We start from the raw sequence: 22,249 nt of genomic DNA, 5'->3' as shown, positions 1-22,249 counted from the left end.
CAATAAAGGAGTTTACGATGAAACACAGACCAAGTTATCATTTTCTGCCTGAAAAGAACTGGATGAATGATCCAAATGCAACAATTTATTTTAAAGGGGAGCATCATCTGTTTTACCAATATAATCCCACGGACTGGCATTGGGGGAATCTTCATTATGGACATGCCGTAAGTAAGGATCTGCTTCACTGGGAACATAGACCGATTGCTCTGTATCCGGCTCTGGACAGGGGGGAGACACACTGTTATTCCGGATGCAGCTATATCAATAACGGTCAGATAGAACTGCTTTATACCAGCGTTGGTCAGGGAGAACGATGTCAAAACAGTGGCTCCCAGCAGTGGGCGGCCACGACAGAGGACGGCGTAACCTGGAAACAGATTCCGGAAAACCCGGTTATAAGAAATACGGATGCTCCGGGGAAACGGCTGACAGAGTGGCGTGATCCTTTCGTATTTCGGTGGAAAGGAAAAATTTACTGCCTTGTTGCGGGGATTGTAGATGAAAAATATGGTGCCGTACATCTGTACACAACGAATGATTTTCGGTCATGGACTTATGTTAATGAGTTTTTTCGCAATACGTGTGCGAAGGAGGTTATGGAGTGCCCCAATCTGATTGTTTATGGAGATAAGGTGTTGTTTATCCATTCGATATGGGACATTCGTGTCCTGCACTGGTTTGTGGGTACCATTACGGAAGAGGGGAAGCTGGAAGTTTACAATCAGGGGAGTGTGGATTATGGCGATTTCTTCGCATCCCAGATCTCATTCGATGAGAAAGGGCGGACTCTGATGTGGGGATGGCTTCGGGAAGATCCCAGGAGAGGACTTTATACGGATGGAGAATGGTCCGGTGCCCAGGCAATTCCAAGAGTGATATCCATTAATGAGGAAAATGAACTGGTTCAGGAGCGTCTGCCGGAATTCGAGACTCTGCGCCGCACGGATGAAGAGGTTCAACTTCAGAATTTTACCGGCCGATATGAATTTAAAACAGTATCTGGCACGGCGGAGATGGAAGGAACCATTCAGTCTGACGATGTATTTTCATTCCGTTTTCTGGCGGACAGCGATGGACAGGAATATACCGATGTCATCATTAACCCACGGGAAGGTACTTATTATGCGCCGATGGAGGATAGCAGCCTGATTAAATCCGTAGATAAAAGGCCGATTTTGGGCTGTTTTAGACGGAAAAAAGATGGAAGTGTTCATGTAGATATCCTGATTGACAATTCTGTAGCAGAGATTTTTATCAATGGAAATTCTGCCATGACGCTTAGAATCTATCCTCAGATGGAGGGCGGCAGGATGTCTGTTGAAACGAAGGGTCTTATAGCAGATGCAGAGATTCATGTCTATGAAATCGGGTTATAAGGGGGAAATAAGATGAAAGAATGTTTCAGAATACCTACTACAGGTGCGTTTGGCGATCCGATTGATGAGAATCCTTCAGGGGCTATGATGGAAGCCGGCTTTCGAAGCACGGGCTTGAACTGGCGCTACCAGCTGTTTCGTGTGGCGGCCTGTGACCTGCAGGATGGGCTGGACGGCATCAGGGCTTTGGGATTTTCGGGGCTGAATCTGACCATACCTCATAAGATTACTGCGGTCTCTTATATGGAGGGACTTTCGGAAAGCGCTGCTCTCATAGGGGCAATCAATACGATTTTGGTAAAAGAAGGAAAACTGCACGGGGAAAATACGGATGGAAAAGGTTTCGTTATCGGACTTCGTGAGAATGGCATTTTTTTGGCTGGCAAACGACTTGTCATCCTGGGGGCAGGAGGCGCCGCAAGAGCGATCAGCGTGGAATGTGCGCTGGCAGGGGCCGTTCACTTAACAATCATCAACCGGACAGAGGAAAAAGGCAGAGAGCTGGCAGCACTTATTACAGAGAATACCAGCTGTACCGCAGAATTTATAAAGTGGGTGGAGAAAGTCAGCATTCCGGCGTGTGATATTCTGGTAAATGCCACAAATATCGGCTTGTACCCAGATAAATCACTACCGGATATTGATTACGATACCATTAATCAAAACATGGTAGTACAGGACATCATTACAAATCCGGCATATACGCCATTTCTGCAGAAGGCCGGTGAACGGGGAGCCCATATACTCGACGGCCAGAGCATGCTCATCTATCAGGGAGCCCTGGCGGTTGAATTGTGGACGGGGAGGAAGCCCGATCCGGAAGCAATGAGGATGGCGCTGATCGAAAGTTTTACATAGAGTGGAACTATCATAAAAATACAACGCAAAAGGTGCTGAAAAATCTCTATATCATCGGGATTTCTCAGCACCTTTCCGTCTCCCCAATCATTTCTTGATATCCCTTGACACATGGAGTACAAAATGTTATCATAAATTTAGAGTACAGCATGTAATCTAAAATGGAGATGAGAAAAGATGCAGCAAATATCAGAATATGAATTGATACTTATGAAAATCATTTGGAACAACGGCGGAACGGCGTTGTATGCGGAGATTGTCAGGGCATTAGAGGACAGAGGCACCCCCTGGACAAAAAATACGATCATTACTTTATGCTCGAGGTTGGCCAGCAAAGGCTTTTTGAAGACGAATAAGATAGGACGCAGGAATGAATACACAGCTGTTGTTTCCGAGACAGAGTATCAGGAGGTGCAGACGCAGGATTTTCTCGAAAAAGTCTATGAATGCGATGCGAAGGGGCTTGTAGCCACGCTGTTACAAAAAGACTTGCTTTCCTGCGAGGACTATGAGGACTTAAAACGCCATTGGGAAAAAGGAGGCAGTCACAAATAAACGAAATGATAAAACTAATTTTGTCACTATCCCTTTCCGGGTCTATCCTTATTCTCATTCTGTTCCTTTGCAAACCTTTCTTTCAATCAAAAATGAGCAAGGCCTGGCAGTATTATATTTGGCTTGCCGTAATTGCCAGACTGCTGCTCCCCTTTGCGCCGGAACATAATCTTGTGGGTAGCCTCTTTAGAAACTATGATTACGCAGCCTCACAATTAGAACGGAAAATGCTTCCTGAATCTGGTTTTGCGTCGCTGCAGGGAACGGATCTCTTTCCAAATACTTTCACAGATGACAGTAAAGCTGAGGATGAAGGCTATTCCCCGGTGAATGTGATGAAATATGGTCTTCTGATGCTGATACGTAATTTGGGCCTGGTTTGGATGGCAGTCGCTCTGATCCTGTTGATACGGAAAATTACAATCTATCAGAGCTTTATAAAATACGTAAAAGCCGGTTGTACTCAGGTAGACGATATTAATCTTCTGGAGCAGTTTGGAAAAGAGGCAGAAGACGCAAAAATCAATGTCCCGGTGGAACTGTATACAAACAGCCTCATATCATCTCCTCTGCTGCTTGGTTTTTTCCATCCCTGTATCGTGCTGCCGGGAACGGATTGTTCGGATTTAGATTTTCAATATACCATAAGGCACGAGCTGACGCATTTTAAGCGGAAAGATATGTTTTATAAATGGCTTATGCAGACGGCGGTATGTCTGCATTGGTTTAACCCCCTCGTGTACCTGATGGCGCGCGATGTCAACCGTCTGTGTGAACTATCCTGCGATGAAGCTATTATCCGGCATTTGAATGAGAATGCTATGCGGGACTATGGGAATACCTTGCTGGGTGCGGTCAGACCCAAAGGAAACTATAAAAATTCACTTGCCTCTGTTACATTGAATGAAAGCAGAGAGCTGCTGAAAGAAAGGCTGGATGCTATTATGAATTATAAAAAACAATCAAAGGTGATTAAAGTATTATCCTTTATCATGACGCTTGCGATCTGCCTTGGCGGAGCATTTACCGGTGCTTACGCCGCTGCCCCGAATCCGCTGCCGGGAAATGCCTCCGGACAGGATACCACAGAGACAGAAGAGGCGGTCGTCTTTCATCTGTCGAGTAATGGACATAACGGCATTACCAAATCGGACAGCTTCGAGGCAGAAGACGATCAGATTTTAACCATAACGATTCAATCTGACATCAAAGGCGGTTCCGTAGATTTGTTTCTATTCTCACCTGATAATAAAGAACAGCGCATTACCATGAACGATTCTGATGAGACGAAAACAATTACGCTTTCAGCCGGCAGATGGGCTTATAATTGTACCGGATTCTTTCAGAGTGGCAGTATTACCATTCGCGGCACAGTTCCCCGCAGTCATGACAAGGGTGATAGTCCAGACAAAACGGCAGCAGAAGTGGAGAACAATATAGGTACTGTCATAAATCTGAGTAATGGTAAGCAAGACAGTATTACCCGCTCGGGCAGCTTTGATGCGAAAAACGATCAGGTTTTAACTCTTACCATTCAGTCTGATATTAAGGGCGGCTCCGCAGATATCACTCTTTTTTCACCCAATCATGAAGAACATCGTATTACGATCACTGACAGTGATGTGACTAAAACGATCGCGCTTTCGGCCGGCAGATGGGCTTATAATTGTACCGGATTTTTTGAGAGCGGAGATATTACGATTACTGGCAAAATAGAATAGATGGAATTTCGTGTTGTCCTGCCCAATCGGCGGCGGTCTTGAAAGTGACTAATTTCAAGGCCGCTGTTTCTTGTTCATAGTCCCGGCTGCACGTTTGTCCAAAGATAAACATGTAATTTTTTTCCATACCGCATTTAACTTTTGTACATTTACGGCAGAGGATTAGGAATGGTATCATAAATCTATCAAAGAGACAGGAGGAAGTTACATGAAAAAAAGTGTATTTGCAATTGCAGCAGCGTGTATGGTGACGGTGGGAGCTTTAGCAGGATGCGGAGGCCAGGGGAAGGACACAGCTGCAGAGGTTCCACAGACAGAATCAGTAAAGGCTGAGGCTTCGAAGGAACAGCAGGAGACACCGGCAAAGGAAGCCGGCAGCAAAGAAAAGGTGGTCGTGACAGCCCTGATTCAGCAGTCCCGAAACTTCGAGGGTCTCCAGAAAATGATTCAGAAGCTGGAAGAGGAAGAGAATATTAAGATCGATGCACAGATCGTGCCGGATGATGAATCTCTGAACATGATTAAGATGAAGCTCAATTCAGGAGAGTGCCCGGATATCATTGATTATAATGTTCCAGCCGTGTACGATATCATTGATCCGGCATCTAATTTTGCAGACATGACGGGCGAAGCCTGGACAGACCGTCTGATTATACCGGAGAACGTAACGGCCAAGGATGGAAAGATTTATGGATTCCCGTTCCTTTCCGTACCGGGACTGCATGGATTTATCTACAATAAAGAGGTGTTTGACAAAGCTGGTGTTGAGGTGCCGGCAACCTGGGATGAGCTTCTCGCTGCATGTGAGAAAATAAAGGAGAGCGGGACTACACCGATCTTTATGCCGAAAGATACCTGGGTTCCGCAGATACTCATGACAGATAATTTTGCAAAAATCCTGGGAGCGGACGGATGTAAGGATTTTGCTGACAAGATCCTGAAAAACGAAACAAAGTGGAACGATGTTCCGGAATTTGCCGAGGTACTGGACAAATATCTGGAATTATATCAGAAAGGCTACGTAAACAGCAACTTTGCATCCGCAACCTACGATGATGCCATCGCGGCTGTGGCGGACGGAACAGCAGCCATGCACTTTAACGGAGACTTCTTTGCGACGTCTGTCCTGGAGGCAAATCCAGAAGCCCAAATCGGTATGTTCCCTATCTCTATGAAGGAGGGCGCGGACGTTATCACCGAGAATATGTCTTCTGCAGGATTCGTGGCATATAAAAATTCCGAGAATCTCGATGTCGTGAAAAAGATCTTTGATCTGTGGTCCACACCGGAATATGCAAATCTCTACTTTGCAGACCGCCCGGCATTCCCGGCATTCCAGGGTGTTGACGGCGGCAAGGTTCCGGATTACCTGGCTGAGATTAATGAAAACTATATCAAAGAGGGAAAAGCGATCCCAGAATTCAATTATTACGTAATGACATTAAATCCGTTGTTTGAGAGCAGCTTATACGTTTACTATGTGGATGCTCCTGCCAAAGGAACTATGGATGGAAAGGCCGTTATGGAGAAATTCCAGAAGGATTATGAGCAGTATATGAAGGATCAGGGAGCGGAAGGATTTTAAATAAGTAGTTTAAGGATCGGGTGCTGCGGGCTGTGAAGGCAGAGCAGTACCCTTTCTTTCATTAATCAGGAGGTTTTAATGTATGAACAGAAAGCTGCGTTCAAAAATATATCCGATGTGGATCGCTCTTCCGGGGGCGCTTGTATATACCGTTTTTTTTGTAGTGCCGATTATTATTGCATTCTTCTATTCCTTTACGAACTGGAATTTGGACCGCATGGATTCACCGCAGTTCATAGGTCTTCGCAACTTTATCAATCTGTTCCAGGATGAAGTATTTGCCTGTTCCATATTTAATACACTGCTGTTTGCGTTTACGACCACTCTGTTTAAAACCGTAACGGGGCTGCTGATTGCGCTTGTGGTTGTAAAGCGTTTTCGCGGCAACAGCATATTCCGGACCCTGTTCTATCTGCCCTGTGTGCTGAGCTGCATGATTGTGGGACTTTTATTTACCGGGATTTTAAAGCAGGATGGTCTGGTCAATAACCTGCTGGCTGCCGCGGGGATGGGGCAGTTGGCCAGAGACTGGCTGGGCAGCTATGGAACCGCCATGTTCTGGATTATCTTCATTGAAGTCTGGATGTGGGCGGGATTCAGCATGTTTCTTTTTATCTCAGGCTTAAATGCGATCTCCGGTGAGTATTATGAAAGCGCCCAGTTGGACGGAGCCAGTCCGTGGCAGCAGTTTTGTCACATTACGCTTCCCCTGCTGGCCCCATCTTTTACCGTTGTAACAACGCTGAATATCACCGGTGGTTTAAAGGTATTTGATCTCGTATACTCCCTTACCGGCGGAGGACCAGGGTTCGACACTCAGGTTTTAAGCACTTATACGTACCGCGCGTTCGGAATGGGACTTCTTGGGAAATCCAGCGCCAGCGCATTGCTGTTGTCTGTCGGAGTTGTGATAATCACATTTTTATTAAACAGACTATTAAAATCAAGGGAGATTGATGTATAATGAAGTTATTCTGGATACGCCATAGAAAAAAAATAATACCTTTCCTGATCTGTCTTGTTCTATGTCCGGTGTTTCTGATCCCTCTGATTATGATGATTCTGGGATCGTTTAAGACTCAGGGAGAGGCACTGCATATGGATTTGAGCCTGCCGTCACATTTTCAGTTTGAAAATTATCTGCATGTGATTCAGACAGGGGAGATTTTAAGGGGCTATAAAAACAGCCTGATTGTGACGGTGTGTTCTGTCGCCATTGTTATTATACTTGGCTGTATGACGGGAATTATAATTTCCAGACGGAACGATAAAAAAGCCGGCGCCCTGTATTACTATTTTGTATTTGGGCTGACAGCCACCATGCAGATGGTGACAACCTATTTTATGATGATTAAAATGAATCTGTATGGAAGTTATATCGGTGTGATTCTCGTCTTCGCTGCGGTGAATCTGCCATTTGCAGTCATGACCTTTTCCAGCTTTGTAACTGGTGTGCCTAAGGAGATCGACGAAGCGGCGATCATAGATGGCTGCAATACATTTCAATTGATATTTAAGGTGTTGCTGCCGATCTTAAAGCCGGTCATGATCACGAACCTGATTATTGCAGCCATCGGAATCTGGAACAATTTCCAGGTGCCCCTGTATCTGATGAGCAGTTCGAAACGAACGACGATTCCGATGATGATCTTTAATTTTTATGGCCTGTATTCCAGAAACTGGAATTACGTCTTTGCCGCGCTTGTTATTACAGTGCTGCCCATCGTCATCCTGTATCTGGCCCTGCAGAAATATATAATAGAGGGGATGACAGCCGGAGCAGTGAAGGGGTAGAAAGAACCGAAAAGAAAGGTTTTTATGCTGAAAAAAGTAAAGTTCCAATCGAAAATGATTTTTTTTCACATAGTTATGGTTCTCTTTGTATCGGCCGCCCTCATGGGAATCTTTTACCGGTATGTGGTGGATGCCATAACGGAACGGACAAATGATGATTTTGAGGTGATCGCCACCAGCGTTGCCGACAGACTGGATAACCACCTTTATAATATGGATAAAACGGCGCTTCAGATAGCCGCAAATCCCAATATCGTGAGTGTCTTCCAGAAGGTGGACCAGGAGCCGGACAGCAATTTTTTTATCCGGGAGCCTCTCATTGCTTCGGAGGTTATCAAGCTGCTGAATTCTTATAATTTTAAGAAGGACGGGTATGCCAGAATCTGTCTCTATAATGATGATCAGGATTTTGTCTGTACGGCGACAACCGTTACGACAGCGACCGGAACAGAGGCTTATTTTTCGGGAGAGGAGTATGCAAAGATACGCGATTTCTTCAGGCAGGAGGACAGCTTCGTATGCTTCGTTCCGCCGCAAAACGATGTGCTGAACGATACCGGGTTATCTGAAAAAATGTATTTCTCCGTTGTCAGACAGATTAAGGATTACTCTTCCAACAGCTTAAAGTGTGGATATGTGGAAGTGCAGGAATTTGCAGAACGGCTTGATGAAATGTTTTATGGGATAGGGAAAGATATTAATTCCGTAATCCTAACGGACGAGGGGGAGGCTGTTTACCGGAGCTTCGGCTCCGAAAGCGGCAGGACCGAGAGCAGACTGGAAGCAATGATACAGATGGCGTCAGAGGGACGGCTGAGCGACGGGGATAAAAGTGTACCGGGCCGGTATGTGTGCAGCAGAAAACTGCGGAACGCGCCGTTTACCATTCTCTTCGAAAAACCGGAGAATGTGCTGATGGAGCCGCTGGCCCAGTTTAACCGACTGATGATTCTGGGAATGCTGCTGATTCTTATTACTGCGATTGTGACGGAAATTCTGATCGTGAGGAAGCTGTCAAAGCCGTTGACGGAGTTGAACCGTTCGATCAAAATGATCTCACTGGAACATTTCCGGATGGACATCGCAGGTTATGAAAGCAGCGATGAACTGGTACAGATCAAGAATGCTTTTAACGCGGTATTGAGCCGGATGAAGGAGTCTGTGGAACAGCAGTACGCCGCGGAGACGAATGAACTGAAATCCCATTTATTTGCATTGCAGTCTCAGATGAATCCTCATTTTCTCTATAATATATTGGCGATTATCTCTATGGAATCACAGGCAGACGGCAATGAGAAGGTGGAAAATATCTGTTCGCGGCTCTGCAAAATGCTGCGTTTTACCTCATCGATGGAAGATGGATTCTGTACGATGGAACGGGAAGTTGAAAATGCAGTCAATTATATGGAACTGATGAAGGAACGGTACGAAGACCTGTTCGAATATGAGGTTCATATGGACCAGGCGCTGTCCGATGTCCGGATACCAAAGCTTATGATCCAGCCTGTCTGTGAAAACTGTTTTAAGCATTCTTTTAAAAACACGGAACCGGTATGGAAAATCAGGCTTCTGGTTTATGCAGAGGATGGGAAATGGTTTATAAAAGTACATGACAACGGAACGGGATTTGCGGAAGCATATTTAGAAGAATTTGGAAGGATGAAAGAGAATTTGACCTTCAAAAATGTGAGGGAGAGCCTGGAACAGATATCGATCGGCGGGCTTTGCATCCCGAATATCTATATGAGGCTGATGATATGCTATGACAGGAATTTCGAATGCCGGTTATATAACGATGAGGAGGGGGCAGTTGTGCTACTTGGAGGTGAATTGGAATGATTAGGGTCCTGATTGCGGAAGATGAATTACCTCTTCTTCGCGGCATAAAAAAGATGATCGAGGGACTTGATCCTGAATTTTCGGTAGTGAAATGCGCGAAAAACGGCAGAGAGGCCATGGAATATCTGGAAGAGCAGCAGGTGGAGGTGGTATTTACCGATATTAATATGCCAATGGCGGATGGGACAGAGATTCTAAAATACATATATGAAACGTGCCCCTCCACGCTGGCGGTAGTGATAAGCGGTTACCGCGATTTTTCCTATGCACGGAAGGCCCTTTTATACAATGCGAAAAATTATCTGCTGAAGCCCGTGGACAGAGAAGAACTGGCTTCACTGCTGGCTCAGATGAAGGAAGAACTGAGGCAGAGGGCGGGGGCGGAAAAAAGCAGGATTCTGACAGGGATACTGTATGAAGGAAATCCCTGTGAGGCGGGGAACGCGTTATTTGAGACGGTATATCCCGTCTATCTGATGGCCGGCGCGTTTAATTCCAACAGTCTGGAGGAGATGACGCCGGGGAATGTGTACTGGAAGAATCATGACTTAAAACAGATCGTTTCCCTTGTGACCAGACAGGAGAAAGGGATATTCTGCTTTTTCGGAAAGGCGATGAATGAACAGATTCTTCTTCTGGAGGGGTTAAACGAGCCTGATATGGCCGGAATCGCGGAATCAATTCTATCGCTGCTTCCTCCCCGTATTTCGATAACCATCTGCTATGGAAATGCCATTACAGATATCAGTCAGGTGCAGGAGAGGCTTGGCGCACTCCGGGCGGAGATAAGGGAAAAATGCATGTTTGGCGTATCATCTGTGACTAACACTCTGCCGGAACGAAGACCCTTCACTCTTGCTGCGTCAACGGAATCCGCCATCTCCTTTGCCGTAAAGAAAGACGATTTTGCCGAACTGAAGGGGATTCTGATGAATGTCAGAGACCAGATGAAGCTGTTCAGAGTCACGCAGACGGAGCTGGAACGGATTTTGCAGAAGCTGTTTCTGATGGCGGCAGTCCATTCCGCAGAGCGAAATGAGCCGGAGGAAAATAATACGTTTCCGGATATTGCGGAACTTCTTTCCTCTGCTGCGGATATGGACCAGGTGTTTGATGAATTTCTTCTATATGTGAAAGACATGAGCATGGGAAAATCGGCGGAGGAAGGAAAGAATCTGATGCGGGAGGTAGATGAATACATTCTGGCTCATTTGGATGCACAGATTACGACGAAGATGCTGGCTGCCAGATTCGGTCTGGTTTCACCGTATCTCAGCAGACTTTTTAAAGCGTATAAGGGCCTGACGCCGTCGCAGTACATCCAGAATATTCGTCTGAACAATGCAAAGGAGCTGCTGACTGCGTATCCGAATATTACTTCAAAGGATATTGCGGGGATGGTAGGATATCAGGACCCCCTGTATTTTTCCAAAATATTTAAGAAAAATACGGGAATCTACCCGTCGGAATACCGGGCGGTGTATCAGGAAGAAAAAGAGAAAGGGAAGGACTAAAATGAAATTTCGATTGGATCAAAGTGCCGCAAAAGTAAGGGAAGGGCTGGAGCTGCTGCTTGAGGAGCGGGGCCATGAGCTCGGGAAAGAAGGGGAGAGCACCGCAGTAAGGGAACAGCCGGTCATCTGCTGGGAACAGGAAGGAGAACATGAGATTTCAGTCTCTTTGAAACATGGCGTCTTAACAATCAGATGCAGGGAAAAGGTCCATTTTTTCAGAGGTTTTATGAAGGCGCTGGAATATCTGGAGACGCATGGGGCAGATTCGGAATTAGAGCAGCAGGAAAGTGCCTGCTTCCAGTCATCGGGGGCTATGCTTGACTGTTCCAGAAACGGCGTATTAAAGGTCGGGAAAATAGAAGAGTACATCAGACGCATGGCATCCCTGGGCATGAATCTTATGATGCTGTATACGGAAGAGACGTATGAGGTCCCGGAGTATCCGTATTTTGGTGCTTTCCGCGGACGTTACACGAGAGAGGAACTGAAGTCCTGTGATGACTATGCGGAACTGTTTGGAATCGAGATTGTACCGTGCATTCAGACGCTGGCGCATCTGCATACGGCGCTCCGATGGAAGACCATGCAGGGGCTGACCGATACGCCGGACATTCTCCTTGCCGGCGACGATGAGGTCTACAGGCTGATCGATGCCATGATAAGCAGTGTGTCCTCCGCTTTCCGCAGCAGGCGTGTCCACCTCGGTATGGATGAGGCGCATGAACTGGGCCTTGGGAATTATTTAAATAAAAATGGCTATCAGAACCGCTTCGAGATCATGAACAGCCACTTACAGCGGGTGCTGTCCATCTGCCGGAAATACGGGATGGAGCCGATGATCTGGAGCGATATGTATTTTCGGCTGAAGTCCCCCAGCGGCGATTACTACGATCTGCCGCCGGAGACCGATTTTTCCGATCTGCCGGAAATTCCGAAAGGCGTAGCGATGGTCTACTGGGATTACTATCACGATGAGAAAAAACACTATGAGAATTATATCAGGCTTCATAAGAAACTGTCAGACCAGACGCTGTTTGCAGGCGGTGCGTGGATATGGAACGGTGTTGCACCGAATTATTCCTGGATGGCGGCGACGCTTATGCCCGCGCTGGAAGCATGCCGGGAGAACGGTGTATCAGAGGTGATCTGTACATTCTGGCAGGACAATGGGGCGGAGACGCCGATGACGGCCGGAAATCTTTCGCTCACAACCTTTGCAGAAGCCTGTTTTTCCGGAGAAAGTGGTTTGCAGGGCGAAGAACAGAGGGCGGACGGCGATTACATGGAATTTCTCTGGGGCGACGGCAGGGAGGCATGGTGGCTTCTGGATCGGTTCGACAACGTTCCCGGTGCCGGTAAGAATAACCGTTACGCGGACAATCCATCCAAGTTCCTGCTCTACCAGGACGTTATGCTGGGCCTGTTCGATGAACAGATTCGTGATCTGGGACTGACGGAACACTATCAGAAGCTGGCAGAGGAACTGGCTGACTACAGGAGCCGCCATTCGGGCGCCCATGTGCTGTTTGAGTACTACGAGGTTTTAGCACGGCTTCTGGAACAGAAAGCAGAACTGGGGATCCGGATCCATGACAGCTACCACAGCGGAGACAGGGATTATCTGGCGGAAGCGGAACAGAACGGCATTCCGGCCTGTATCAGACTGACGGAGAGACTTGCAGACTTAAGACAGGGAATCTGGATGGAGGAGTGTAAGGTGTTCGGATACGAGGTGCTGGATATCAGACTGGCCGGAGTGAGGGCGCGCCTGGAATACGCCGGAAAAAGGCTGACCCAGTATCTTTCCGGTGAGACCGACTGCCTGCCGGAGCTGGAGGAGAAGAGACTTGTCTATGCGCCGGATCAGAGCGACGGCAGCCATGCGCTGTGCAGCTGTAATTTCTGGCAGAATATTGTCAGCGCGGGGAATATCGCAGGAATATAATGGAAGATGCAGAAGAAACACGGGTTAAAGAAATGGATGCGGATGATTCGTGTGTAAAAAAAACTGGTTGAGCCTGTGCGCTCAACCAGTTTTTTTACACCGACTGTCATTCCCATTTGAAAAATCGAATAGAAACTCCGCCGCAGACTACCGCGATCACCGCCATGACGGCAAGGGAAGCCATCACATTTTCAGCCGGCAGGCCCAGGGAGGCAGCCTTCAGCAGCTTAATTCCCTGAGTCAGCGGCAGCAGGTCCGCGAGTTTTTGCAGCACTGCGGGCATCACCTCATACGGAAGTGTGGCGCCGGAAAAGATCAGCATTGGGAAATAGAGTAAGCTTGCAAGAACGCTTGCGATTTTTGTATTAGGAGATACGCCGCCTACCAGCATTCCAATACTGAACATGGAGATCATGACAAGGAAAAAGGCGCCCATAAACGGTAGGAAGGCTCCCTGCAGCTTCATGCCGAATAACAGCACAGACACCAGATAGATCAGCACCAGTGCGATCAGGGAATAGATCATGTAAATGGCCACCTGAACCGACAGTAAAAGGACGGGGCTGGACGGCGTAATTTTAAAGCGTTTGAGGATTTTCTTCTGCCGGTAGTCGGAGATTACCAGAGGCAGCCCCATGACGCCGCCCGCGCAGACTGCGATTGTGGAGACTGCGCCGAAGGATTGTTCCAGAAAAGTATAGTCCGCGCCGTCAAAAGCCGGTTTTCCGCCGTAAATAATCCCGAGCAGTATAACCACGACCACGGGCATGCAGACGGCGAATATGATCATGTCCATTCCACGGAAGGAGAGTTTTAACTCGGTTTTCAGCATTGTAAGAAATTTATTCATCTCCGTCAGCCTCCTCTCCCGTAAACCACAGATACGCCTCTTCCAGCGTATTGCCCGGGCTTAACGCAACCGCTTCGGCTGTTGTTCCGCAGAATGCGAATGCTCCGTCTTTTAAGATACCGATTCTGTCGCAGAGCTCTTCCACCTCATCCATGAAGTGCGAGGTTAAGAAGATCGTGAGCCCTCTGTCTTTCAGCTCCTGAAGGCTCTTCCACACACTCCTTCTTGCCTTGGTGTCAAGGCCGGTGGTCAGTTCATCTAAGAATACCACCTGGGGATCGGGGATTAATGCCAGAACGATAAACAGCCTCTGTTTCTGGCCGCCGGACAGTTCGCTGACAAAATTCTTTGCTTTTTCCTGGAGTCCAAACTGCTTTAACAGTTTGGTGTAGTCGGCCGGACCATTGTAGAGGCAGGCTGTTTCCTCGCACAGCTCGCTCACCCTGATCTTGTCAGGATAATTGGCCTCCTGAAACTGCACGCCAACCTGCTGAAATAAGCTCCTGCGGTCCTTTTGCGGGCTCATTCCCAGAATGGAAATACTGCCGGTATCGGCTTTTTTTGTACCCAGCATGCACTCGATCGCCGTGCTTTTCCCCGCGCCGTTAGCGCCGAGAAGACCGTAAACTTCACCTTTGGATACCGTTAAATCAAGATTCCTGATAACATGCAGCGCACCGTATGACTTTGAAAGACCGGATACCTGAATTGTTGTTTTCATACCATTTTCTCCTCTCGTTGTTGTGAGAAGAGAATAGCACACAGATACAGATTGGTGGGTAAGTGGAGGGTTTCTTTTTACTTCATTTTTTTGATTTTATGAGATACCATCTTTATTCCATCTAAGACAACGCCATAAAACACAAAAGTGATAGCGGATCCGAAGTACCAGTAAACAGATATTTGACCGGTGACCGTATTGCAGGAAACCTGCCGGCCGGAATCCATCAGATTATATAAGGAGCCTTGCGAATCAGCAATCATACGCAGCAATGGATTGAATCTGATAAGCATGATGCTTTTCGAATCCTGTCCGATTTGGTGCATTAAAATTTCGAGAATTGATATCACCAGACACCAAAAGGTAAAGGATTTAAGTAGTTTTTTCACTGTATAACCTCCGTTTTAGATAAAATTACATCTGTTTATAAAATCTTTCCAACCCCTTTTGGTAAGGGAGAGTCTTCTTGATATTCTATTCATTATAGCAGAGAAAGATAAAAAATAGAAGAACCGAAACGTGTGTATGGAGTTGTTTCAAGACAATTATCGTAACAGTTCACTCCCCACCAGGGGCACCGCAGTCCGGTTCGGCCGGGCAGCGGTGCCCCTGGTGGGGAGTGAACTGTTACCAATTATCAAAATTATGCTGTAATTCGAAATTTCCTGAAGGAACAGCAGATTTGACAGCGCTATATTGAGAAAGTGACACTGCAAAAGAAAATTGACAGGCAGTTGGCACGTCAGGCCGAAATCGTCATGGCTTCTGACCTTTACAGGGGAAATATCTTTACAAAGAGTATTATTCTCTTTACGGATATGCCATTCTGCGGTACACTTTTAGAGATGTCTGTCCCCGCTATAGCTGTGAGCCGCAGATAAGACTGCATGGCTGGGTGGGGACAGTGCCGGATATGAGATCGACGGCGAACCGCCAGGCATCGACCGGCCGGATCTGGCAGCCGTATTGTTTAAGAAAACAGAAGAATGGCTGAATCAGGATTCAATACAGTAATCAAAACTTAGGAGAGCGAATCAATATGGTAAGAACCGTTGTAAGAGATGTATTTTTTCTGGCACAGAAATCGGAACCGGCGACAAAGGATGACCTGGGGACAGTACAGGATTTACTGGACACTCTGCAGGCGAATACCGATCACTGCGTGGGCATGGCAGCCAACATGATCGGTGTCAGAAAGAATGTGATTGCCGTTCAGATGGGAATGGTGAACGCAGCCATGCTTAACCCGGTGATTGTTAAAAAGACAGGCCCCTATGAGGCGGAAGAGGGCTGTCTGTCGCTGGAAGGAGTCCGCAGGACTATACGGTACCAGGAGATCGAAGTGGAGTATCAGGATATTCATTTTTGTAAGCACCGCCAGAAATATTCCGGATGGATCGCGCAGATCATTCAGCATGAGTGCGACCATTTAAATGGAATCATCATCTAGCACTACAGTGCAGCCGGTCAACCATGCTTCAGGAAACAGTCAGTGAGATAAAAAATGAAAATATTAGTAGATGCGGACGCATGTCCGGTAGTGAGAATTGTGGAACAGACCGCGGAGCGCTATAAGATTCCGGTGGTGCTCTTATGTGATACCAACCATGTGCTTCAGTCTTCCTACAGCAAGATACAGGTCATCGGAGCGGGCGCGGATGCCGTGGATTTCGCGCTGGTCAATCGGTGCAGCAAAGGGGATATCGTGGTAACCCAGGACTATGGAGTGGCTGCCATGATTCTGGGAAAGGGAGCACATGGAATCCATCAAAGCGGAAAGTGGTACACCAACGAAAACATCGACCAGATGCTGATGGAACGCCATCTGGCCAAGAAGGCCCGTATGGGAAAGGGAAAGCACCACCTGAAGGGTCCGGCGAAGAGGGTGGAAGAAGACGACGAGCGGTTTCAGGAGTCGCTCTGCAAGTTGATTGAAGTGGTGCTGCACAGCAGCCAGAATTGAAAAGACACCGTACAGCAGCTGATTTTTTAGCTGCTGTGCGGTGTCTTTTTTGAAGCCGCAAAAACCCGCTCCAGGATCATATTGACCGCGATTCCGGCCGCGATGATCATGCCGCCCCAGAGCGTGGCGCCGGTCTGATAGCTTCCGGCCACAGTATCCAAAAGGATTCCAGTGAAGACCTGGCCGACGAAGACGAGAAGCGTCAGCTGAAATCCCGGTATCTTCGGAACCGTGATATTTAAGAGCATTACCACCACGACGCCGAGAGCGCCGCCGAAGTAAATCCAGGGGCGGAAGCTGCCTCCCGCGGAAGCGGCTGCGGAGGTACCGCTTGCTGCGGCCACGGCAAAGGCGAGGATTACCGTAATCGGAAGTCCCACCAGATGATTCACCAGCGATCCCTGCAGCGCCCCGGTTTTCTCTGCCAGCCGCGCGTTGGCGGTCCGGGACAGCACCATGGAAATACCGGATGCAAAGGAGATGGCAGCCCCCAGCGCCGCCGCCGTGACAGAGGTATCCAGCATCACAAAGATACCGAACACCGATAAACCCAGGCCGATAAACGCATACCGGGGAAGCGGCCTTTTTTCCATACCGAACAATCCGGAACTGTCGATCACCAGAGACGTAACTGTCTGTCCCAGAAGTCCCAGGGCGATCACGCTCGTGATGCTGATGTAGGTGAAGGCCAGATTTTGAAATACCGTTGTAAAAACACCGATTGCACCGCCGAGATAAATCCATTTGGGCCTGTGAGTCCAGACCGGCTTTCTGTTTTTCTGTGAAGCGCAGAGCAGCAGCGCAAACAAAGAACCGACCGCATGGATAATCGCGGCAGCCGTGAACGCACTGTACTGGACGGACAGATTTCCATTTACGGAAATCATCACGGACAGAATAATACCATTGATAAGGGCTAAAAGCTGATACATGACAGTTTACCTCCTGATATGAGGATATCAGAATATCCGCCGTACCATGTAGGACATTTGTCATGGTGTTTTTTCCGGTTTCTGTTATAATAAATAGTAAGATCATAATCAGGTTAAGTGAGGTAATCGATTTGAAAAGGCTTCCATTGAGAAAAGAACATGCCGCCCGTCTGGCAGAATACGGCCTGCAGAATATTCCGCTGAACGCCTGCTGCTGTCTGCGATTTTTTGCAGGAGAAGAGGTGCTGCGCGAGGGGCAGCCTATCGGCTGGCTGTCGATTGTCGTTGACGGCAACGCGAAGGTCTGCCGCACAGCGCCGAACGGTAAGAGTCTGATCCTGTGTTACAACATTTCCCGTGGTTTGATCGGCGAGATTGAACTGATGACAAGACAGCTCAATGCCACCTGTTCCGTGAAGGCGGTTACGGATTTTGAGTGCATTGCGGTCTCCTATCAGAATTGCCTGGCAGAACTGAAAACGAATCTCGTGTTTCTGAATAAACTGGGAACGGAGCTGGCGGAAAAGCTGACTACCAGTTCGGACAATTTCACATCGACCGCGTTATGCACCGGCGAGCAGCGGCTTTGCGCCTACATTCTTCAGAATTCACACCGGGGCCTCTTCCGCGACACGCTGACGGATGTCTCCTGCTCCGTGGGGATGAGCTATCGCCATATGTTCCGGCTGCTGGGGCAGCTCTGCGAAGAGGAAATACTGGAAAAGAGGGAGAGCGGATATTACATTATGAATTACGAGGAGCTGACACGGCGTTCCCATACGGCAGCCGAGCTTTATCAGAGAGTATAAGAAAAACGGGACCTGTTTTGCCGGATGCAAAGCGGGTCTCGTTCTTTTTTGTGCAAAGAATAGCTGTAAATTTGGACTTAAATGGTAAAATATTAATATTGCCTGGAATTTAATTGCAATTAAGATAGATAGCACAAAGAGAGGAGAAGTTATATGAAACAGAGTAGAATTGGGGCGGCTGCGTTATGTGCGGCACTTTGCGTGGGGACTATTCAAATATTGACGGAGCTGTAACCCCCTGGTTCTTGTGATCGAACCGGAGGGGGCTTTTGGTCCGCTGTCCGGCCCCCCGAGAAGCTGCTGTATGAGGCCGTGACAGATTTAACATGTGTTGCAGAGATCACTTGTGTTGAGCTGTCTCTTTTGGTATAATAAACTGGACCGGTCATGGACAGCGCTGCCGGTGTACCTTTCTGTCCATGGCAGCCCGAAGAAAAGAGGAAATAATACATGCCTGCAAATAAAACTATTCTGGTCGTGGAAGATAATGAAATCAATCGTTTGATGTTAGGTGAGCTGCTCTCTCCGGAATATACGGTTCTGGAAGCAGAAAACGGGCAGCAGGCCCTCGATGTTCTGGAGAAAAGAAAGGATGAGATTTCCCTGATTCTGCTGGACATCACCATGCCTGTTATGGATGGATATACGTTCCTGACGATTGCGAAGGCCGATCCTGCACTGGCATCCATCCCCGTGATTGTCACGACGCAGAGTGACAGCGAGGCGGATGAGGTGGCAGCCCTGTCCCATGGGGCCACCGATTACGTGGCAAAACCATATAAGCCTCAGATTATCCGGCACCGGGTTGCGAGCATCATCCATTTACGGGAAACAGCCGCTATGATCAATCAGTTTCAGTACGACCGGCTTACCGGACTCTACAGCAAAGAGTTCTTTTATCAGCGTGTGAGGGAAAATCTTCGCCAGAATTCGGGGCGGAATTATTACATCGTCTGCTCCGATATCGAGAATTTTAAGCTGATTAACGATGTATTCGGTGTGGCCGCCGGAGACCGGCTGTTGTGCGGGATTGCAGATATGTACCGAAGACAGGTGGGAGAACGCGGGATATGCGGACGCCTGAGTGCGGACCAGTTTGCGTGCCTGCTGGAATTCGACCAGGAGTTTACGGTGGAGATGTTTAGCCGGGTCAGTGACGAGATTAATAAACTTCAGAATTCTATAAATGTCGCGGTGAAATGGGGCATTTATTCGGTCGAGAGCCAGAAGGTGACGGTGGACCAGATGTGCGACCGCGCCCTTTTGGCCGCCCGCAGTATCAAGGGCCAGTACGGAATCTATTTTGCCGCCTACGATGATAAGCTTCGGGATGAACTGCTGCGGCAGCAGGCCATCATAGACAGTATGGAGACGGCCCTGGAAGAAGGCCAGTTTTTAGTCTACCTGCAGCCGAAATACAGGATATGGAATGAGACCATGGCCGGAGCCGAGGCTTTGGTGCGATGGAAGCACCCGGAATGGGGATTCCAGTCGCCTGCGGAATTTATTCCATTGTTTGAAAAAAATGGATTTATCACAAAACTGGACCAGTTTGTATGGGATAAAACCTGTTATTATCTGCGCAAGTGGGACGATGAGGGCTATCCGCCCGTTCCTGTCTCCGTGAACGTATCCCGGGCGGATATTTATCACGCGGATATCGCAGATATCATGATGCGCACCGTCAGTAAATACGGCCTGACGCCTTCCAGGCTCCATCTTGAGATTACGGAAAGTGCCTACACGGAGGACCCGGGACAGATTATTGAAACGGTCAGCCATCTCCGGGAACTGGGCTTTGTCATCGAAATGGACGATTTCGGGAGCGGCTATTCTTCTCTGAATATGCTGAATCAGATGCCGATCGATATCCTAAAGCTGGATATGACGTTTATCCGGAGTGAGACGGCGAAACCTGCGGATCAGGGCGTACTGCAGTTTATTATGGAGTTAGCCCGCCGAATGCACTTAAGCGTGGTGGCGGAGGGCGTGGAGACAAAGGAACAGCTGGATCGTCTCAGCGAGACCGGATGCGACTATGTGCAGGGCTATTATTTTGCCAGGCCTATGCCCGCGGGAGATTTTGAAAGGCTGATGAGGGATCAGATTTCCAGCCGGAAAAAATCACTGTCCTCATAAGGAAAGTCATAAACCACCGGTACATCCGCTCTCTCTATTTTCGTAAACCCGGCCCTTTCATAAAACTTATGGGCACGGTCCGTATTTTTCGGTGTATCCAGAATCAGCTGCTTCACGCCGTGGGTTCTCGCATAATCCAGAAGAGTTCCGTAAAGCTGTCTGCCCAGGTGGCAGGGGGCGCCCCGGTAGGGCTCATAGACAAAGAATTTTTTCAAAACAGCGGTTCCATCGCCAAACTTCATCAGGCCGATGCTGCCCGCTGTTTTTCCGTTATCCTTTGCCACCCAGAAGTTACCGCCGCCGTCCATATACTTTTCCGGAATACGGCGCAGCTCCGGCTGATCGTCTACCGACACAGACGGGCGGGTTCCATCGTTCTGGCAGTGCAGGACAAGGCGTATCACCTCTTCCCTGTCTTCATCGGAATAGGTTCTGATTTCTATCATAATATCTTACCTCCCTAAAATGATCTGTAAATTCTTGACGTTCCACCTTCTCTATACTATAATAGCGGAAAAAGAAGCTTCGGTCTAATAGATAATAAGAAACTGATAATTCGATATTACTGAACTATTTTGGAAAGGCGCACCATATGGAGCTGAAATACTTAACCACCTTCAAAACCATTCTCGAGACCGGCAGTTTTCAAAAAGCGGCGGAGCGGCTGAATTACGCTCAGTCCACCATCACCCTGCAGATGCAGCTGCTGGAGCAGGAACTGTCTGTCAAGCTGTTTGAAAAAATCGGACGGAGGATGGAGCTGACTCAGGCCGGGGAAGGGCTGCTGCCTTATATCGACGCGGTTTTGGAGGCCGTCCGGCAGATGGAGAATTACGGAAAGTGCGGCCATCTGCTGGCTGGCACCCTGAGAATCGCCATGCCGGAGACGCTGCTGTCGTATCAGATGCACCAGGTCTTAAGTGCGTTTCGCAAACTGGCCCCAGATGTAAAGCTGTCTCTCCGGACGCCCAACTGCTACGAGATACGTGAGCAGATCATCAGCGGCATCGTGGATCTTGGGGTGCATTACGATATCGGCGGTTACGGTGCCTCCCTCGTTGTCGAGAAGCTGCGTGACTACCAGCTGGTTTTAGCAGGCAGCATGGAACTGAAGCAGGAAGCGTGTGATTTCATAACGAAGGGCCAGAGAAAGGATATCGGCCTGCTGACCATGGACAAAAACAGCTTATACCACAGACAGTTTGAGGAATACTTGAGAAAATCAGACATCACCCTGAACGGAGAGATGGAGCTTGTCAGTACGGAAGCCATAAAACGAAGTGTCGCCGGGAATCTGGGCGTCGCCTACCTGCCGCGTTTTACGGTGGAGGAGGAGCTGCGGTGCGGGCTGATCCGGGAGCTTCCCGTCTCCATAGAGAATAACAGGATCACCACGGTATGCACCTATCATAAAAATAAGTGGGTTACGCCGGCAATCGATCTTTTTATCAGCCTGCTGAGAGAACAGGCGGCAGCCGGCGGCGTGTACAGTGACGAAGAAGCTTCTGATAAAAATCTGTACAATGGTGCAGAATAAGTATATAATCCCGTCTTTGACACATGAATGAACGTATAAGTGCCACAACCCCTTTGAAATACTGGGCTTGTGGCACTTTGTACTCTCTTCACGAAATATAGTAATGTT

General features: G+C 48.1%; 20 protein-coding genes. 15 read left to right on the top strand and 5 right to left on the bottom strand.

Going from position 1 to position 22,249, the window contains the following annotated elements; all coding sequences use genetic code 11:
- The first annotated feature begins 17 nt into the window (after nt 1-17).
- The 10 genes from DFR60_RS21410 to DFR60_RS21365 all read left to right on the top strand — a co-directional run bounded on the left by DFR60_RS21410 (nt 18) and on the right by DFR60_RS21365 (nt 13,190).
- Complete coding sequence (locus DFR60_RS21410) at nt 18-1,379, top strand: glycoside hydrolase family 32 protein (RefSeq protein ID WP_110324719.1); 1,362 nt, start codon at nt 18-20, stop codon at nt 1,377-1,379.
- Nucleotides 1,380-1,391: 12 nt separating this feature from the next.
- Nucleotides 1,392-2,237, top strand: coding sequence for a shikimate dehydrogenase (aroE, locus tag DFR60_RS21405; RefSeq protein ID WP_110324718.1), 846 nt, complete (start codon nt 1,392-1,394; stop codon nt 2,235-2,237).
- A 177-nt stretch (nt 2,238-2,414) separates the two neighbouring features.
- A complete protein-coding gene (locus DFR60_RS21400) occupies nt 2,415-2,792 on the top strand; it encodes a BlaI/MecI/CopY family transcriptional regulator (RefSeq protein ID WP_110324717.1) in 378 nt (125 codons plus the stop codon).
- Nucleotides 2,765-4,513: a M56 family metallopeptidase gene (locus DFR60_RS21395; protein ID WP_110324716.1), complete on the top strand. Its 1,749-nt coding sequence runs from the start codon at nt 2,765-2,767 to the stop codon at nt 4,511-4,513. The genes DFR60_RS21400 and DFR60_RS21395 overlap by 28 nt, the downstream gene beginning before the upstream one ends.
- Before the next feature lie 208 nt (nt 4,514-4,721).
- On the top strand, nt 4,722-6,098 hold the full coding sequence (locus tag DFR60_RS21390; RefSeq protein ID WP_110324715.1) for an ABC transporter substrate-binding protein: 1,377 nt from the start codon (nt 4,722-4,724) through the stop codon (nt 6,096-6,098).
- An 82-nt stretch (nt 6,099-6,180) separates the two neighbouring features.
- Entirely contained in the window at nt 6,181-7,062 is an 882-nt protein-coding gene (locus DFR60_RS21385; RefSeq protein ID WP_110324714.1) for a carbohydrate ABC transporter permease, read from the top strand.
- Nucleotides 7,062-7,892 (top strand): carbohydrate ABC transporter permease, encoded by an 831-nt coding sequence (locus tag DFR60_RS21380; protein WP_110324713.1) that lies wholly within the window; start codon nt 7,062-7,064, stop codon nt 7,890-7,892. Before DFR60_RS21385 ends, DFR60_RS21380 begins: the two co-directional genes overlap by 1 nt.
- 24 nt (nt 7,893-7,916) lie before the next feature.
- Entirely contained in the window at nt 7,917-9,731 is a 1,815-nt protein-coding gene (locus DFR60_RS21375; protein WP_110324712.1) for a sensor histidine kinase, read from the top strand.
- A complete protein-coding gene (locus DFR60_RS21370) occupies nt 9,728-11,245 on the top strand; it encodes a response regulator transcription factor (protein WP_110324711.1) in 1,518 nt (505 codons plus the stop codon). The genes DFR60_RS21375 and DFR60_RS21370 overlap by 4 nt, the downstream gene beginning before the upstream one ends.
- Before the next feature lies 1 nt (nt 11,246).
- Nucleotides 11,247-13,190, top strand: a complete 1,944-nt coding sequence (locus tag DFR60_RS21365; protein WP_110324710.1) for a beta-N-acetylhexosaminidase — start codon at nt 11,247-11,249, stop codon at nt 13,188-13,190.
- Nucleotides 13,191-13,296: 106 nt separating this feature from the next.
- On the opposite strand, the gene DFR60_RS21360 is transcribed toward DFR60_RS21365, so the two are convergent.
- The 3 genes from DFR60_RS21360 to DFR60_RS21350 form a co-directional block, all read right to left on the bottom strand.
- Complete coding sequence (locus DFR60_RS21360; RefSeq protein ID WP_110324709.1) at nt 13,297-14,040, bottom strand: ABC transporter permease; 744 nt, start codon at nt 14,038-14,040, stop codon at nt 13,297-13,299.
- Entirely contained in the window at nt 14,033-14,761 is a 729-nt protein-coding gene (locus DFR60_RS21355) for an ABC transporter ATP-binding protein (RefSeq protein ID WP_110324708.1), read from the bottom strand. Before DFR60_RS21355 ends, DFR60_RS21360 begins: the two co-directional genes overlap by 8 nt.
- 77 nt (nt 14,762-14,838) lie before the next feature.
- Nucleotides 14,839-15,150: a hypothetical protein gene (locus DFR60_RS21350; protein WP_110324707.1), complete on the bottom strand. Its 312-nt coding sequence runs from the start codon at nt 15,148-15,150 to the stop codon at nt 14,839-14,841.
- A gap of 650 nt (nt 15,151-15,800) precedes the next feature.
- Here DFR60_RS21350 and DFR60_RS21345 point away from each other — a divergent pair.
- Nucleotides 15,801-16,211 carry a peptide deformylase gene (locus DFR60_RS21345; RefSeq protein WP_110324706.1) on the top strand — a complete coding sequence of 137 codons (411 nt, stop codon included), beginning with the start codon at nt 15,801-15,803 and terminating at the stop codon, nt 16,209-16,211.
- Nucleotides 16,212-16,265: 54 nt separating this feature from the next.
- Nucleotides 16,266-16,724, top strand: a complete 459-nt coding sequence (locus tag DFR60_RS21340) for a YaiI/YqxD family protein (protein ID WP_110324705.1) — start codon at nt 16,266-16,268, stop codon at nt 16,722-16,724.
- Between the two features lie 26 nt (nt 16,725-16,750).
- Here DFR60_RS21340 and DFR60_RS21335 read toward each other — a convergent pair whose 3' ends face one another.
- Nucleotides 16,751-17,656 (bottom strand): DMT family transporter, encoded by a 906-nt coding sequence (locus DFR60_RS21335; RefSeq protein WP_110324704.1) that lies wholly within the window; start codon nt 17,654-17,656, stop codon nt 16,751-16,753.
- A gap of 146 nt (nt 17,657-17,802) precedes the next feature.
- Here DFR60_RS21335 and DFR60_RS21330 point away from each other — a divergent pair, with 146 nt between their 5' ends.
- Together DFR60_RS21330 and DFR60_RS21325 are read left to right on the top strand one after the other, a co-directional pair.
- Nucleotides 17,803-18,465: a cyclic nucleotide-binding domain-containing protein gene (locus DFR60_RS21330; RefSeq protein WP_341457986.1), complete on the top strand. Its 663-nt coding sequence runs from the start codon at nt 17,803-17,805 to the stop codon at nt 18,463-18,465.
- Nucleotides 18,466-18,915: 450 nt separating this feature from the next.
- Complete coding sequence (locus DFR60_RS21325) at nt 18,916-20,604, top strand: two-component system response regulator (RefSeq protein WP_110324702.1); 1,689 nt, start codon at nt 18,916-18,918, stop codon at nt 20,602-20,604.
- On the opposite strand, the gene DFR60_RS21320 is transcribed toward DFR60_RS21325, so the two are convergent.
- Nucleotides 20,568-21,050 carry a GNAT family N-acetyltransferase gene (locus DFR60_RS21320; RefSeq protein WP_029466085.1) on the bottom strand — a complete coding sequence of 161 codons (483 nt, stop codon included), beginning with the start codon at nt 21,048-21,050 and terminating at the stop codon, nt 20,568-20,570. The genes DFR60_RS21325 and DFR60_RS21320 overlap by 37 nt on opposite strands.
- Nucleotides 21,051-21,196: 146 nt before the next feature.
- Here DFR60_RS21320 and DFR60_RS21315 point away from each other — a divergent pair, with 146 nt between their 5' ends.
- Nucleotides 21,197-22,141 carry a LysR family transcriptional regulator gene (locus DFR60_RS21315; RefSeq protein WP_110324701.1) on the top strand — a complete coding sequence of 315 codons (945 nt, stop codon included), beginning with the start codon at nt 21,197-21,199 and terminating at the stop codon, nt 22,139-22,141.
- Nucleotides 22,142-22,249 lie beyond the last annotated feature (108 nt).

Source organism: Hungatella effluvii (genome assembly GCF_003201875.1).
GTDB lineage: Bacteria > Bacillota > Clostridia > Lachnospirales > Lachnospiraceae > Hungatella > Hungatella effluvii.
The sequence above is the reverse complement of the archived record's forward strand: the minus strand, read 5'-3'. Positions and strand labels throughout refer to the sequence as shown.